The organism is Acinetobacter sp. YH01008, assembly GCF_013420435.1.
GTDB lineage: Bacteria > Pseudomonadota > Gammaproteobacteria > Pseudomonadales > Moraxellaceae > Acinetobacter > Acinetobacter pseudolwoffii.
Genome location: NZ_VOYD01000007.1, coordinates 41625 through 57861 on the forward strand (window position 1 = coordinate 41625; position 16237 = coordinate 57861).

At 39.4% G+C, this 16237-nt stretch carries 12 protein-coding genes; 9 read left to right on the top strand and 3 right to left on the bottom strand.

Going from position 1 to position 16237, the window contains the following annotated elements; translation table 11 throughout:
- Nucleotides 1-8 precede the first annotated feature (8 nt).
- The 9 genes from glmS (at nt 9) to FTT75_RS06230 (ending at nt 12225) form a co-directional block, all read left to right on the top strand.
- Complete coding sequence (glmS, locus tag FTT75_RS06190) at nt 9-1847, top strand: glutamine--fructose-6-phosphate transaminase (isomerizing) (RefSeq protein WP_180186082.1); 1839 nt, start codon at nt 9-11, stop codon at nt 1845-1847.
- 154 nt (nt 1848-2001) lie between these two features.
- Nucleotides 2002-2805, top strand: a complete 804-nt coding sequence (locus tag FTT75_RS06195; RefSeq protein ID WP_180094616.1) for a TnsA endonuclease C-terminal domain-containing protein — start codon at nt 2002-2004, stop codon at nt 2803-2805.
- Nucleotides 2789-4951, top strand: coding sequence for a Mu transposase C-terminal domain-containing protein (locus FTT75_RS06200; protein ID WP_180094618.1), 2163 nt, complete (start codon nt 2789-2791; stop codon nt 4949-4951). The genes FTT75_RS06195 and FTT75_RS06200 overlap by 17 nt, the downstream gene beginning before the upstream one ends.
- Before the next feature lie 33 nt (nt 4952-4984).
- A complete protein-coding gene (locus FTT75_RS06205; RefSeq protein ID WP_180094620.1) occupies nt 4985-6667 on the top strand; it encodes an AAA family ATPase in 1683 nt (560 codons plus the stop codon).
- A 2-nt stretch (nt 6668-6669) separates the two neighbouring features.
- Nucleotides 6670-8202 carry a TnsD family Tn7-like transposition protein gene (locus tag FTT75_RS06210; protein ID WP_180186083.1) on the top strand — a complete coding sequence of 511 codons (1533 nt, stop codon included), beginning with the start codon at nt 6670-6672 and terminating at the stop codon, nt 8200-8202.
- Between the two features lie 111 nt (nt 8203-8313).
- Nucleotides 8314-9912 (top strand): Tn7-like element transposition protein TnsE, encoded by a 1599-nt coding sequence (locus tag FTT75_RS06215; RefSeq protein ID WP_180017877.1) that lies wholly within the window; start codon nt 8314-8316, stop codon nt 9910-9912.
- A gap of 275 nt (nt 9913-10187) precedes the next feature.
- Nucleotides 10188-10466: a transposase gene (locus tag FTT75_RS06220; protein WP_373686581.1), complete on the top strand. Its 279-nt coding sequence runs from the start codon at nt 10188-10190 to the stop codon at nt 10464-10466.
- Nucleotides 10467-10505: 39 nt separating this feature from the next.
- On the top strand, nt 10506-10697 hold the full coding sequence (locus FTT75_RS06225) for a hypothetical protein (RefSeq protein ID WP_180186068.1): 192 nt from the start codon (nt 10506-10508) through the stop codon (nt 10695-10697).
- Between the two features lie 157 nt (nt 10698-10854).
- Complete coding sequence (locus tag FTT75_RS06230) at nt 10855-12225, top strand: phosphomannomutase CpsG (protein WP_180186084.1); 1371 nt, start codon at nt 10855-10857, stop codon at nt 12223-12225.
- Between the two features lie 72 nt (nt 12226-12297).
- Here FTT75_RS06230 and galE read toward each other — a convergent pair whose 3' ends face one another.
- The 3 genes from galE to FTT75_RS06245 are packed head-to-tail and all read right to left on the bottom strand — an operon-like array spanning nt 12298 to nt 16230.
- Nucleotides 12298-13314 (bottom strand): UDP-glucose 4-epimerase GalE, encoded by a 1017-nt coding sequence (gene galE / locus FTT75_RS06235; RefSeq protein ID WP_180186085.1) that lies wholly within the window; start codon nt 13312-13314, stop codon nt 12298-12300.
- Nucleotides 13307-14974 carry a glucose-6-phosphate isomerase gene (gene pgi / locus FTT75_RS06240; protein ID WP_180186086.1) on the bottom strand — a complete coding sequence of 556 codons (1668 nt, stop codon included), beginning with the start codon at nt 14972-14974 and terminating at the stop codon, nt 13307-13309. Before pgi ends, galE begins: the two co-directional genes overlap by 8 nt.
- On the bottom strand, nt 14974-16230 hold the full coding sequence (locus FTT75_RS06245; RefSeq protein ID WP_180186087.1) for a nucleotide sugar dehydrogenase: 1257 nt from the start codon (nt 16228-16230) through the stop codon (nt 14974-14976). The genes pgi and FTT75_RS06245 overlap by 1 nt, the downstream gene beginning before the upstream one ends.
- Nucleotides 16231-16237 lie beyond the last annotated feature (7 nt).

Genomic DNA, 16237 nt, shown 5'->3' on the forward strand with positions numbered 1-16237 from the left:
GAATAAATATGTGTGGTATCGTTGGTGGCATTGCAGAACGTAGCATTACCAATATTTTGATTGAAGGTTTAAAACGCCTGGAATACCGTGGTTATGATTCAGCAGGTTTGGCACTCATTAACAACAGCCAAGTCCTACGTGAACGCCGTGTCGGTAAGGTTGCGAACCTTGAACAGGCTGTGAATGAATCACAGATTAGTGGTTCACTTGGCATTGCGCATACACGCTGGGCGACCCATGGCAAACCGACTGAAGAAAATGCCCATCCGCATATTTCTGAAAATGTGGCAGTAGTCCATAACGGAATTATCGAAAACTACCAAGAACTCAAAGATGATCTTGAAGCTTTGGGCTATGTGTTTACCTCACAGACTGATACAGAAGTGGTTGCACATCTGATCAATGATGCGCTGAAATCTACCTCGAGCCTGTTAGAAGCTGTGCGCCAAGTGGTTCCGCAACTGAAAGGTGCCTATGCACTCGGTATCGTACATACTGACCACCCTGATGAACTGATTACCGTACGTGAAGGTTCTCCGCTCGTCATTGGTGTCGGTATTGGTGAAAACTTTATCAGTTCTGACCAGTTGGCTCTGCTCCCGATTACCAACCGTTTTATCTACCTGGAAGAAGGTGATATTGCCCGTTTGACCCGCACCAGCATTGAAGTCTTTGTCGATGGTCAACTGGTCGATCGTCCGGTCAAGGAACTGGATGCTGCGGTCAGCAATGCCTCTAAAGGTGAATATAAGCACTACATGCTCAAAGAAATTTATGAGCAGCCTGAAGCGATCAAACAGACCATTTCCCAAGCCTTAAATGGTAATGACTTGCGCGAAGACTTCCTTGCCAGTGCAGAACAGGACTTCGCAAAAATCCAGCAAATCCAGATTATTGCCTGTGGTACCAGTTATCATGCCGGCATGATTGCCAAATACTGGTTTGAACAGCTGATTGATCTGCCGTGTCAGGTCGAGATTGCCAGCGAATTCCGTTATCGTACGCCAGTCATTGTGAATCACACACTCTATGTGTGTATTTCCCAATCCGGTGAAACTGCCGATACCTTGGCTGCATTACGTGATACACAGAAACGTGCGGCGGCCAAAGGGCTAGACATCACTACGATGACTATCTGTAATGTCGCTACATCATCGATGGTACGTGAGACCCAGCATAGTCTGTTGACATTGGCAGGCCCTGAAATTGGTGTGGCGTCTACCAAAGCCTTTACCACCCAGCTTGCTGCTTTAATGCTGTTGGTATTAAAAATTGGTTCGGTCAAAAATAGCATTTCTACAGAACAGATGACGAAGATCAGCACAGAACTCTGGCATTTGCCTAAAGTGATTCTGGACACTTTACGTCATGATAATGAAATTTTAGGTCTGTCTGAGCTGTTTGTTGAAAAGCAGCATTGCCTGTTCCTGGGCCGTGGCACGCACTTCCCGATCGCACTGGAAGGTGCACTCAAGCTGAAAGAAATTTCCTATATTCATGCTGAAGGCTATGCTGCAGGTGAGTTGAAACATGGCCCATTGGCACTGGTCGACAATGACATGCCGGTGGTGATTCTGGCACCGCAAGATGACATGCTGGATAAACTGAAATCCAATATGGAAGAAGTTCAGGCACGTGGTGGCGAACTGTTTGTCTTTGCCGATGAAAACAGCGGCATTAAAGCCAAAGAGCGTCAGCATGTGGTACATATTCCGGCAGTCAATGCAGTGCTGGCACCGATTGTATATAGCATCCCGGTGCAGTTACTGTCTTATCATGTGGCAGTGCTGCGTGGTACAGATGTCGATCAGCCACGTAATCTGGCAAAATCGGTTACGGTAGAATAATTAAAATTGAATCAGGGCTGGGGATTGTATTCAAGTAATAAAGTATCATCTTGAGTAATATAGTTTCATCCTATGTAATAAAGTATCATCCTATATTGCCTAAATATTAATCGCCTGTTATTCTAAATTAATAAAGAATAATGGGCGATTTGTTATGGCGACAGAACATCAGCAGAACCGCTGGATTAAAGAAGGACGTGGACAAGGCAATCTAAAAGATTATAAGCCGTGGATTACTATACGGGATGTTAGTTCAAAAGGTCGTTCTCACCGAGTTTTTGGTCATACAACAAAACGTACCCATCATTTATTATCTGATTTAGAACTTGCGATTTTTCTACTTTTAGACTGGAATCCTTTAATTACTGATATTAGAGAGCAATTTCCCTTACCTCTCAATGCTACGCTGGAAATATCAGAACAAGCTAAAATCTCTCACCCAAAAGTTAGAGATACTCTACAAACTATAAGTTCAAGTTTTTATGTTAATAGTCAAACTGCTGATCAACCAAATTTTGCCATTCGAACTAAATACACAAATGACTTACAGAATGAGAGAATCATCGAGAAACTAGAACTAGAGCGTAGATATTGGAAAAGTACAAAAACACCTTGGTATATCCTTACAGAAAAAGAAATTCCTTTAGTTATTTTGAATAACATCAAATGGCTTTATCCAGCCATGAGAGAATCTAGTACTACAATTTATGATCAGTTAAATTCGTACATTCATATATTTACACAATATCCTGAACTCAATTTAATCGATTTAAGTAAAAAAATAGATCAATCATATAATTTACCAATTGGTGCGTCTTTAGCAGAGCTTCGAGAACTACTTGCTCAACGTTATTTCATTTTTGATATAACCAAAGACTATAAAAAGATTAAGGCTTCTGAGATTAAATTAGGGAATTTTGAAATATGGGAGGAAATTCGCCATGTTTCGAATCAATGATGTATATAAGTTTCACGGTGAAGACTACCGACTTCTTAAAATCACTCCTTCTCATATTATATGGATTGATCTAAACCACCCCCATGCAAATCCCTTTTTAATTGAAAAAGAGGAATTACTTACAGCCATAGAGGCAGGTGAAGCAGAAATAATTGAGGATCCTTTTGCCGATATTGTCTTAATTAATGTAAAAGAAGGCTCTGTACAACAACAAAAACGTGATATGGGAATGAACATTATAGATTTACTCATTTCTAATGAAAATTTCTATGATCCGTCTATACGCTTTAGCCTTGTTAAAACAATTATTGAACAGCACAAAACAACCCATCAGACTATTTATAGATTGGCACGTCGATATTGGCAACGAGGTCAAACACCAAATGCCCTTATTCCCAGTTATAAAAATTCTGGTGCTAAAGGTACTAAGCGTATTGCAAAAGATAAAAAATTAGGGAGGCCAAGAAAATATACTGAAGGTGTTGGTGCATTAGTTGATCAGAATATTGAAAGGTTATTTAGAATTATTATAAATAAGTATATGTTAACAAAGGATAAATACTCTTTAGGTTATGCTCATCGTAAATTTTCTACGATGTATCATACATTATTTCCAGATATTCCTGATAGCGAAATCCCAACTATCTGGCAGTTTAAATATTTTTATGATCGTGATTTTCCCAAAGTAACTCAGCTGACTGCTCGAACTAATCCAATTACTTATGCAAAAGACATCCGAGAGCTCTATTCAACTGTAAACACCCAAGTCTTAGGACCTGGATCTCGCTATGAAATTGATGCAACCATTGCAGATATTTATCTTGTATCAGATTCTGATCGTGCTTGTATTGTTGGACGGCCGACTATTTATCTAGTTGCTGACGTATTTAGTAGAATGGTAGTGGGTTTCTATATTGGATTTGAAAATGCTTCCTATGTGACTGCCATGCAAGCTCTACAAGTTGCCATGACAGATAAAGTTGAGTTGTGTAAACAATATGGTTACGAAATTACACACGATGACTGGCCGTGTATTGGATTACCTGATGCCATTTTGGCAGATAGAGGTGAATTATTAGGACATCAGATTGAAGCTTTAGAATATAAATTTTCTATTCGTATCGAGAATACCCCGCCTTATCGTGGAGATTTAAAACCTATTGTAGAGCGTTATTTCAGAACTATTCAGGCAACATTTAAGCCTTTTGCTTCTGGTGTAGTACAACAGGCTAAAGAGAAAAAACGTGGGGGGTCTGACTATCGGTTAGATGCGACACTTACGATAACTGAATTTAAGCAGATCATTATCGGTTCAATCCTTACACACAATACGTCACATCAATTGACAACTTATGATCGTGATATAGATATGCCTAGTGATCTTCCTTTAGTTCCTATTCATTTATGGAATTGGGGAATACAACATCGCGTAGGTCAATTAAAACAGGTTTCTGAAAAAGCATTACGTGTTGCTTTATTACCTAAAGTTAAAGCAACCTTATCTGACCTTGGATTAAGAGTGTTTGGAGTATTTTATCATTGCCCTGAAATATATGAACAAGGCTGGATGCATCGTAAAAAATCTATTTCTCGTCCACAATCATTTCAAGTAGCTTATGACCCAAGTAATGCAGAAATAATTTATGTGTTTTATGAGGAGCATAGTCTAGATTATTGGGAAGCAATACTTTCTCCAAGATCAAGAGAATTTATAGGCTGTAGTTTTTGGGAAGTTTGGCAAATTCAGCACGAACAAAAGAAAGTAGAAGCCGCTCAAAATCTAAAAACCAATAGGTCTCAAGCATATATTGAAGAACGTATTGAATCAATTATTGCACAAGCAGATAAAAACAAACCTTCTTCTACATCCAGTAAAAAACAACGTTTGACTAATCTTCGTGAAAACAAACAGGCTGAAAAAGATATTGAACGATTGAAACAGAGAAATAATAGTCAAAAATCATCAAAAAATGCTTTGACGGTTCTAGAGCACCCTGAGTCATCTTCAAAAACTGAAAATAATATTCTCCATATGCCTAAGTCGAAACAATTCATAAACTTAGAAGATGATGAAGATTACAGACTTCGTTTTGGAGTTTATCAAGATTTACTAGATGATCTTGAAGATTCTAATGATGAAAGTTGATATTCACGAAATATAAATAGGCAGGATACGATTATGAACAATAAAAATAACCATGCAGTGTATACAGCAAGTCCAGTTGCTGATTATCAGGGGAATCCTTTTATCGAGGCATTACCTGTAATTTTTGAGGCAAAAGATACAATCCAAGCCATTAAAGGCACTATTGAATTTAAATTATCCGATAGACAACTCCCCAATAATACTCGTGCTCATATTATATCGCAGTTATTAAATAATTTTTTTCACCCTATTAAACGACATTTAACATTAGAACAAAAAATTTCTATTATGTTGAGAAAAGGCTATGTAGGACGAAATATTACTACAGGTGATTTAAATCGGCATTTACAAAATAGTTTTGAACATATTAAAAGCAATGATTTTAATGCTTCTCGCCATACAGATTTAATATCAACAGCACAGAGTCTAGTGTTTATTGGCTTCTCTGGTAGTGGCAAAACAACCACATTAAATCGCATTCTTAAAAATTACCTACAAAAAATTTACCATCCTGAACATAATTTCACTCAACTGGTCTATCTAAAAATAGACTGCCCATATAATGGCTCACTTAAATCTCTATATTTAAGTTTCTTTAGTGCTGTTGACCGTGCTTTAGGAACTAATTATGAACAACAATATACTCAAAAAAGACATAATGAACAAAAGCTCTTGCAACTTATGGGACACATTGCCCATCTTCATGCAATCGGTCTTTTGGTGATTGATGAAATTCAACACCTCATGGCAAACAGATCTAAAAATTCTGATGAAATGTTAAATTTTTTTGTGACTTTAGTGAATGTTTATAGCTTGCCAATCATTATGGTAGGAACACCTAAAGCAAGTAATATATTTGAGCGTGATCTGCGCTCCTCACGTCGAGCTGTAGGTTTTGGTTCAATCCACTGGGAACCTATAAAAAATGAGCCTGCAATAAAAACTACAGATGGAAAAATTCGAAAATCTGAGTGGATGACATTTACAGATGCTCTTTGGAAATATCAATGGTTAAGAAAAGCTGATCTCTTACTCTCAGAGGAGTTACGACAATGCTGGTTTGATCTAACCCAAGGTATTTTAGATGTAACTGTTAAGCTTTTTGTCCTTGCACAAATACGGGCAATTGAGTCTGGTTTAGAACGAATTACTGTAAAATTGCTCCAAAATACATATCAAGAAGATTTTAAACCAATTCATCATATTATAGATGCTTTACGTTCAGGTGATGCTCGACGGATTGCACAATATCCTGATTTGATCACACCTGAAATTGACAGACAATTATTAAAACTCTTTTCCAAAATCGAAGAAAGTGCAATTGAGCAAGAAGATGAGCTTGCTGAATATCAAGGACATGACGAATCTATTCGCTTACACAATCTATTACTAGAACTTGGTTATGAAACTAAACTTTTGATACCAATGGTTAAAAAGATATTTACCGAATATCCTGATAAACACTTGACCGAGTTACTTCCCATTATTATGGACTGGTTAAAGCAAGATATAGATCCAATAAAGGATTCCTCATTATCCAAACCCAAAACATCCAAACCTAAACTGCTTAAATATGATCAATGGCATACATTGGATTCAGTTGATTTACGTTTTCAATTTTCACAAAAAGAGAATGACCAAAGTTTTTATGATCATCTAAAAACCCAAACAGATCTGATCTTTGATATATCTCATTGGATAAAAGAAGTGAGTTAGATATGCTAAATTTTCCTATGCCTTATGAACATGAGCTGATTTATAGTACAGTGGCTCGTGCTGGAATCCGCTTGGCATTTGAAAGTCCAAAGCAATTACTGGATGCAGTGTTTCAAAATAGACAGGTTATTGCTACGGTTGATTTACCCTGTCATCTTAATGCGATCGTTAATCAGTATTCTGAAGAACAATTGAGTCTACAAAATATAATATACAAACATACATTATTTCCTATATATGCGCCATTTGTACCTGAAACAAGACGACAACAATGTTTCAAATGGATGGCTAATATTTCACAAGGCTCAATACATCTTTCTTTGGGAATTAATGCTTCTCGAATCCCTATTATTCACAAACTACGCTACTGTCCAAAATGTTTGAAAGAGCAAGCGCTTCAAAAAGGTGAATTCTACTGGTTGCGTTTATGGCAAATACAGGGAGCATGCTGTCCACAACACGGTAAACTTGTCGAATCAACACTAGATTTAAGATCATTACATCGACATGACTTCATTGTACCTTCAGATATTTCCTGTACTGAATGGAATCAGGAATCGGCAACAAATGATGAACTTTTTATTAGCTCAAAATTAATAGAGTTGCTATGTATACCACCTTTTGTATCATCAAGTTATGAACAGTGGACAATATTCTATAATGAACTAGCTAAACGAAATGGCTGTATACGTGGGCAAAACCAAATTGCTTTCGACCAAATTTTAGAAAAAATATCATTACGGTGGTCACAAAAATTTCTTAGGCAATATCATTTAGATGACTTAGCATCTGAAACCAGTTGGCTACGTCATATTTTTAGAAAGCATCGCAAAAGCTTTAGTTATTTGGAGCATATTATTGTAATCGAAGCTTTTTTAAATACTGACTGGTCTTTTGCAGATATATTCACTCAAGTTAAATCCTTCCAGAAAGTAGTCTCTCAACAAAATAAACAAATAAAACCACAAGATACTAATTTTGAAATAATCAGAGCTGAGAATCGTGAAAAATGGGTAGATTTAGTACAAAACCATGGGGTTAAACCCGCTCGTCACCTGCAGGCAGCTCTTTATGCATGGTTATATCGAAACGATAAAGATTGGCTATTGCAGACCAACCAAAACTTCCATCAGAAGTTTATTCCACAAGGGACTAAAATTGATTGGCAAAACCGCGATCTTTTGTATGTAAGGCAACTTATCCAACTTAAGAATACTTTAATCTGGGATTTAGATAGTCCGAGACGTTCTACAAAATGGTGGTTGAAACAGACGTCTACTTCAAATACATTAGAAAAAAACCTACATAAACTTCCCCTAATTAGACACTTTCTAGAGCGATATTGTGAAGATATTAGCTGTTATCAAATCAGGCGGCTAACAAAAGTTTTTATAGCGAGTAATCTCAACAGACAACCACTTCCTCAGTGGCGCATTCTACGAAAAGCTGGATTAAGTGAAGAACGAATGACATCTGAAACGAAAAAATTTCTAGAATACATCGTTCATGAATTCTCTAACATTATTCAAAATTAATTTGATTAAATCATTACCTTAATGAAATTAAATTTTGAGATTTCAATAAAATAAGCTTTAATATATAGTCATTTTTGTAAATCAACCAATGATTAAAATGGTAAAATCCTGATGATAAAAATTAAAAATTTTCCTAAAAATTCGAGAATTACTTTTTTAGGTTCTATTTTTAAAGACATAAAGAATAGCGAATGGAATATCACTATTGGATTAGAAAATGATAAATATTCAACAAAAGATCAGAAATATATATTAAACCACGCTCGTTTTTCTAATATGCCATTACTGGCACGCAACCGACGTTTCAATCAGACTGAAACCTTTACTCCTTTTAATGAGTCTACGATCACTATTAAAATAGATGATTTACAAAAATGGGATGTTGTAACTAATCAATCAAATCAGTATCATTTCAGCCATATTGTTAGCGATATTCATGCAAAACTAACTGATATTGAAATCGTTTTACCTCAGATAGAGCTTGCTAGAGTATTATTCTTCCATAATGCCTATCTATCTCGTGGTGCATTGGATCAAGGCCGTCTTACTCGGGAATTTGATATTATAAAGGAAGATCATCAAACTCTGATCAATATTCCTGTACTCTGTAACTTCCCAATGTCCCAATTTAATAATATAGGGATGCGCCGCTTGCTCGCATGGATATTACTCGATACAGAAGCACGAACATCTTTTGAAAGCATCTCCAAGAATTTTTTAAGTGAGAAATTGCAGACAAAATTCCGGGAATTTTGGAACTTCAATTTTGTGCCACCGTCCTTAAAGGATACTGAAATCACATTAAAAGTATATTTTAGTGCGAAGCAAAATAAATATTACGTAAATGAAATTCTAGCAATATCAAACTTACCTAGTGAAATTAATCATACGGTCATTTTTTGTAGTCCAAAATTTACTGTAAAAAATACTCAAGTAAGTTCTGGAGGTTCTTCAAGAGGCAGTAAAACTCCAAGAAATGAAGACCCTATAATTGATAATGAGAAAGAAGCTAATAGTGATAAGCCAACGGTAATTATTGATTCACAAAAAATAATAATGTCACTCGCATCACCTTTTGAAACCCAAAAAGCAATAATTAAACGTTCTGGTAAAAAAGGTAAAATTAATAACGATGATATAAATATATTACCTGAACCTCATGTAGGTACAGGTGAATCTAGTATTTTTGGTGAAATTGGCCGAGGAGAGTTTGAAAATTGTCAAGATGAAAGTGATGATCTTGAACTATTCATGAAACGATTTGAAGCATTTCAAGCTATGATTGAAGAATTCAGATCACAGCATCATATTCCATCAAAAGTTAAATTTACCATTTCTAAGCTTCCTGCTGTGAATCGATCCAAACTACACCTGACCGATGATGGTATCCTTCGATGTATCGCCGAAGTACAACTAGAATTTCAAAATAAGCAATTTATCATTCTAGAAATTGATACTAGCGACAACCGAAAATCACTGTCTACATTAATTATTAAGGTTAATAATACGGAAATCTGGGATCAACATTTTCCAAAATTTAAAGAAGATATTATTAAACGCTCTTTACGTTGGCCTACCGCAGAATCCTTAAATAACATTGGTATTCCCAAAGGTGTTAACCATCCAAAAAATAAATTTGAGATCACTATATCCGATAAAGAATTTAAAGATTGGAAAAACCGATTTATAGAAGTTTTAAAATCTACTTAATTGATATTTCTATAGTATAAGAAATTGAAAAATATCTTTTGTTAATTGGATATTCCTTCGTTTCATGGGACTTAATCTTGCACCTATCTGTACATCAATAACATAAGTACTTTGATCTCTAGATTATATTTCCTTATATTTAGGATGATACTTTATTACTGATTTTTTTATGGAGTTGAGGATACAGCATGATTTACGATGATACTTTATTTTCAAAATGATAAATCATGCACTATATAAATCAATTAGTTAACACAAATTTAGGGTGCAACTTTATTACTAGCTTACAACCATGGAAAGATACAAAGAGTAGCTCGCTAGAGCGAAATGAATTACTTCGAACAATTAAACGTTTAGGCAGGACACTATGGAAAAAATGGTCAGGCTATCATCGGCGAAGTTTGGTTGAAACTAAGATGCATTGCATCAAATTATTAGGAGATAAACTCAGTGCAAGGAGTTTTGATAGCCAAGTGAATGAGATCCATGCACGTGTAGCAGTCCTTAACAGATTTACGGAATTAGGTCGCCCACTTACCCAAGTTACGCCTTAAATTTGGCTCAATTAGGGGCGCTTTGCATTTCAAATCTTTGTGCAACAAAGCCCTTTGGGTGCCAAATTCAGCTATGACTTTAGCCCGCACGTCACCGGGTTTATCGAAGGTCAGGTGTTCCAGCGCAATTTTGTTGGTGATATTCCCTTCCTCTATAATGGTGTTACCGCTTCACGTTTAGACAAACGTTATGGTTTAGCCTCAGTGGGGATCACCCTACACAGTTTCTAAACTGCCTTTAGTGATAGGGTTATAGCCAGCCTGATTTTAAACCCTAAAGCCTCTGTAATTTTTTATGGGGGTTTTTGTTTTTTAATCTTGCCACATTATCTTTATACTATTTCAATAACTTAAAATTTACCTTATTTGAGGAATTCCGAGAGATCATATGAATAAACTGACCTGTTTCAAAGCCTATGATATTCGTGGCAAACTCGGCACTGAACTGAATGAAGAGATTGCCTATAAAATTGGTCGTGCTTACGGACAGATCTACCAACCGAAAACCGTGGTGATTGGCTGTGACATCCGCCTGAGCAGTGAGGGCTTAAAACAGGCGACTATTCGCGGTTTAAATGATGCTGGAGTCAACGTGCTGGATTTGGGCATGACCGGGACTGAAGAAGTTTATTTCGGCGCATTTCATCTCGATGTCCAAGGTGGAATTGAAGTGACGGCCAGTCATAATCCGATGGACTATAATGGTATGAAACTGGTGCGTGAAAATGCCCGCCCGATCAGTGCCGATACCGGTCTTAAAGAGATTCAGGCCTTGGCAGAATCAGGGGAATTCGTTGAGGTTGTCCAAAAAGGTCATACTGAACAATATAATATCCTGCCAGAATTTATCGATCACCTGATGACCTATATCGATCCGGCAAAAATCCGCCCGATGAAACTGGTGATGAATGCTGGCAATGGTGCCGCAGGTCATGTAGTGGATGCGATTGAACAGAAGTTTCAACAGCTACAGATTCCAGTTGAATTTATCAAAATTCACAATGAAGCCGATGGTAACTTCCCGAATGGCATTCCGAATCCAATTCTGGTTGAAAACCGGGATAGCACCCGTGATGCGGTAATTGAACATGGCGCGGATATGGGGATTGCCTGGGATGGCGACTTTGACCGCTGCTTCCTGTTCGATGAAAAAGGTCAGTTCATAGAAGGTTATTATATTGTTGGCCTTCTGGCGCAGGCATTCCTGCTGAAGCAGTCTGGTGAAAAAATTGTCCATGACCCGCGTTTGGTCTGGAATACGCTGGATGTGGTGGAGCAGTATCAGGGGATTACCGTCCAATCAAAATCAGGTCATGCCTTCATTAAGGATGTCATGCGTGAACATAATGCAGCTTATGGCGGGGAAATGAGTGCCCATCACTATTTTCGTGATTTCGCTTACTGTGACAGCGGCATGATTCCATGGTTACTGGCTATGGCTGTACTGTCTGAAACAGGAAAATCCTTATCTTCTCTGGTGGAGGAGATGATCGCCAAATTCCCATGCAGTGGTGAAATCAACTTTAAAGTCGCCGATACCCAAGCGACCATCCAAAAACTTTTCGATCATTATGCCAATCAGCAGCCGGAGATCGATCAGACCGATGGGGTCAGCCTTAATTTTGGTGCATGGCGTTTTAATGTGCGGGCATCGAATACTGAACCGCTATTGCGTCTAAATATTGAAAGCCGTCGTGATCATAATCCACGACCAATGCAGGACTATGTCGATGAATTGACTCAGCTGATCCAGAGTTAAGCTTTTGGTATCAAACACAATAAAAATGGGAGCAATGTTGCTCCCATTTTTATTTATATCGCTATAAAGATTTTAACGATAGCCATTCGGATTCTGCTTCTGCCAGTTCCAGCTGTCAGCGAGCATGTCCTCTAAACCATACTGAGGTTGCCAGCCCAACTCTTGGACTGCACGGGTATTGTCTGCAAAACAGGTGGCCACATCGCCTTCGCGACGAGGGGCTAATTCAAATGCAATCGCAACCCCATTTACTTGCTCAAAAGTATCTTTAACTTGTAGCACTGAAATCCCATTCCCTGTACCAATATTCCAGGCACGGCAACCTTGCGCAGTTAGACGATTATTGAGAGCACATAAGTGTGCATTGGCCAAGTCGACTACGTGTATATAATCGCGCACACCAGTCCCATCCACCGTGTCATAATCATGACCGAAAATAGATAGCTTTTCACGACGACCGACTGCCACTTGAGTCACAAAAGGCATCAGATTATTGGGAATACCTTGTGGATCTTCGCCAATCTGGCCACTTTTATGCGCGCCGACCGGATTAAAATAACGTAATAAGGCAATCGACCAACGTTCATCTGCCACAGACAACTTTTCCAAGAGCTGTTCAACAATAAGTTTGGTATAGCCATAGTTATTGGTCGGCATTCCGGTAGGCATTTCTTCGTTTAAAGGTGAAGGATTATTTTCGCCATAGACCGTGGCTGAGGAACTAAACACCAGTTTAAAAACCTGTGCGCGCTGCATCGCCTGAACCAGGCTGATTGAACCGGCAATATTATTGTCAAAATAAGCCAATGGTATTTGCTGGCTTTCTCCGACCGCTTTCAGACCGGCAAAATGAATCACGGCCTCAATCGAGTGTTGCTGAAATACCTGATCTAATAATTGAGCATCCCGGATATCCCCTTCAATAAATGTCAGGCTTTTCTGGGTCAACTGTTGCACCCGATTTAAAGACTCAGCAGCGCTATTGCACAGATTATCTAAAACCACCACCTCATAGCCGGCATTTAATAACTCAACACAAGTATGCGAACCAATATAGCCTGCTCCACCGGTGACCAAAATTTTAGCCATGTGACTTTCCTAATAGAATTTTAATTAAACCTTGGGTTGAACCATCCAGACCATCCAGATCACTCTGTTCACCATTCAAAATAGGCAGCAACTGGTTGGCAATTTCCTTACCTTTTTCCACGCCCCACTGGTCAAATGGGTTGATATTCCACAGCACCGATTGCACAAAAACTTTATGTTCATATAGAGCAATCAGCATACCCAGACTATAAGGATTCAGCTCTTGCATCAACAGCGTACTGCTCGGCTGATTGCCTTCATACTGCTTATAGGCCGGCAAGCTCGCCAGTTCAGCCTGATCTAGGGCTTCATTGCCAAAAGCCAGTAAACGCGACTGCGCCAGACAGTTGGATAAGGCCAAATGATGTTGTTCTACCAATGCTTCGGCACTGTCTACATAAGTATATTGCTGGCTGTTATAACGCTCTACCGGTGCAATAAAATCACAGCTGACTGACTGCGTGCCCTGATGCAATAACTGATAGAAGGCATGCTGGGCATTCGGTCCTACTTCTCCCCAGATGATCGGGCAGGTATCGAACTGGGCTTTTTCGCCATTGCGCTGAATTGACTTGCCGTTGGATTCCATTTCCAGCTGTTGCAGATAGGAGGCAAAATATTTCAGCCGGCCATCATAAGGCAGAATTGCATGGGTCTGGATATCCAGAAAATTGGTATTCCAAGCTCCTAATAATCCCATCAATACCGGAATATTGCGTTCAAAAGGCTGGTACTGGAAATGCTGGTCAACGGCATAGGCACCCGCCAGCAGCTGCTTGAAGCCTTCAATCCCGATACTCAAGGCAATTGGCAGTCCGATACAGGACCAGAGTGAATAACGCCCGCCGACCCAGTCCCAAAGCAATAACTGGTTTTCGGGCGCAATGCCCCATGCGGTCATTTTTTCCGGCTTGGTTGATACTCCAATAAAATGATGCTTAAGAATATAAGGATGTTGACCTAAGGCCTTTTCCAGCCATAAGCGTACCGTCTGGGCATTGGTCAGGGTATCAATGGTGCCGAAGGATTTGGAGGAAATAATAAACAGTGTCGTTTCCGGACGCAGCTGATGCAACAGCTCGGACAGCTGACTGCCATCCATGGTCGAAACAAAATGTACATTGAGTGGCTGGGCAGACTGGTATTTAAAATCAGATAAAGCGTGCGTGACCATTAAGGGACCCAGATCTGATCCGCCCACACCAATATTGACCACATCCTGAATCACTTCACCGGTAGCACCGCGGCGCTGCCCGGCATGAATCTGTTCCACTAGGGCATACATCCGTTCCAGCTGGGCATGTACATCCGCCGCCAGATCCGCATGCTGCTGATCCTGGACTGGCAAGCGTAATGCCCAATGCATGGCAGCACGTTGCTCGGTATAATTAATATCCTGATTTGAAAATAAAGACCCGATCCAGGATCTTAGGTTTTGTGCATCTGCCCATTCAATCAGGCCCTGCATCACCGTACTGTTCATTCTGTGTTTACTATAATCGAAGACCAGCTGTTCAAACTGAATTGAATATTTGTTAAAACGCTGGGGGTCTGCGGCAAACAGTTCTCGTAGATGCACCGCATCAAGTTGTTCTTTGCTCGAGGCGAGTTTTTGACACACAGTTTCAGTATTTAGATCTGGTTTAAGCTGACTTAACATTAACGTCCCACCCCAATATAATTAAAACCACGCGCCTTGATATAGGCCGGATCATACAGATTACGCCCATCCAAAATCAGGGGATGCTGCATCAGTTTAATGAGGTGTGGATAATCTGGACTACCATACTGTTTCCAGGCAGTCATCAAACATAAGGCATCTGCACCTTCAACTGCCTGATATTGATCTTCACACAGGATTAGATCCTGCCGTGTCCCATAGACTTTTTTAATATTGGCCAATGCTTGCGGATCATGCAGTTTGACCGTCACCCCTTGCGCCCATAATGCAGTGAGCATGGCATGCACTGGAGATTGCTGGATGCTCGGGGTATTTTCTTTAAAGGCTGCGCCCCAAATCGCCACCACTTTTCCCTGTAAATCGCCACGGAAATAATTCCATAGTTTGCGGAACAGTAATTCTTTTTGTTGTTCGTTAATCTCCCAGACCTGTTCCAGTAACTGGTTTTTTACCCCTGAATCTGCTACCGCATGCGTTAAGGTGCGGATATCATGCGAGAAGTTCTCTCCACCAAAACCGACTCCCGGAAACAAATAGGCGGAACCAATCCGGTTATCCGCCGCCATGCCTTGGCGCACCTGTTCAATATCAATCCCAAGTTTTTCTGCCACGCTGGCCAGATCATTCATATAACTGATCCGGGTGGCCAGCATGCCGGAAATACTGAGTTTGGTAAATTCGGCATCCAGTACCGGCATAAACAGATACTGCTGCGCACGCGGAAACAAGGGGCGTAACAGCTCTCTGATTTTAGCCTGTGCATCTGCATGATCACAGCCCACGATCAGCTGGCTGGCCTGAACAAAACTACGCAGGGCATTACCTTCCTGAATAATATCAGGCAGATAAATCCAGTCATCATTCGGCAGCAGTTGCTGGAAGCGTTGAGTGCCATGCAAGCCAAAAGTCGAAGCATTAATCATCAGCTTCGGATGAGCAAAACAGGCATGCCGAAGGGTATCCAGCATCTGAAATGCCTGCTGCTCTTCGGTGGCATTAAAACTAAAGAAAAAAACATCCTGATTAAAATCCAGATGCTGAAAATCGCAACAGTTTAAAAAGCCAGATTTTTCCTGTTTTTGCAGTAATAGCTGAAGAGATTCATCCTGGAAATAGGGCCGAGCTGACTCATCTACATTGAAGCTATTACACCAGACCACCTGATGACCACATTCAGATAAAAGAGCTGAAATGACTCCGGAAAATAAGGTTTTTCCCAATACTGCGACTTTCATAATATTC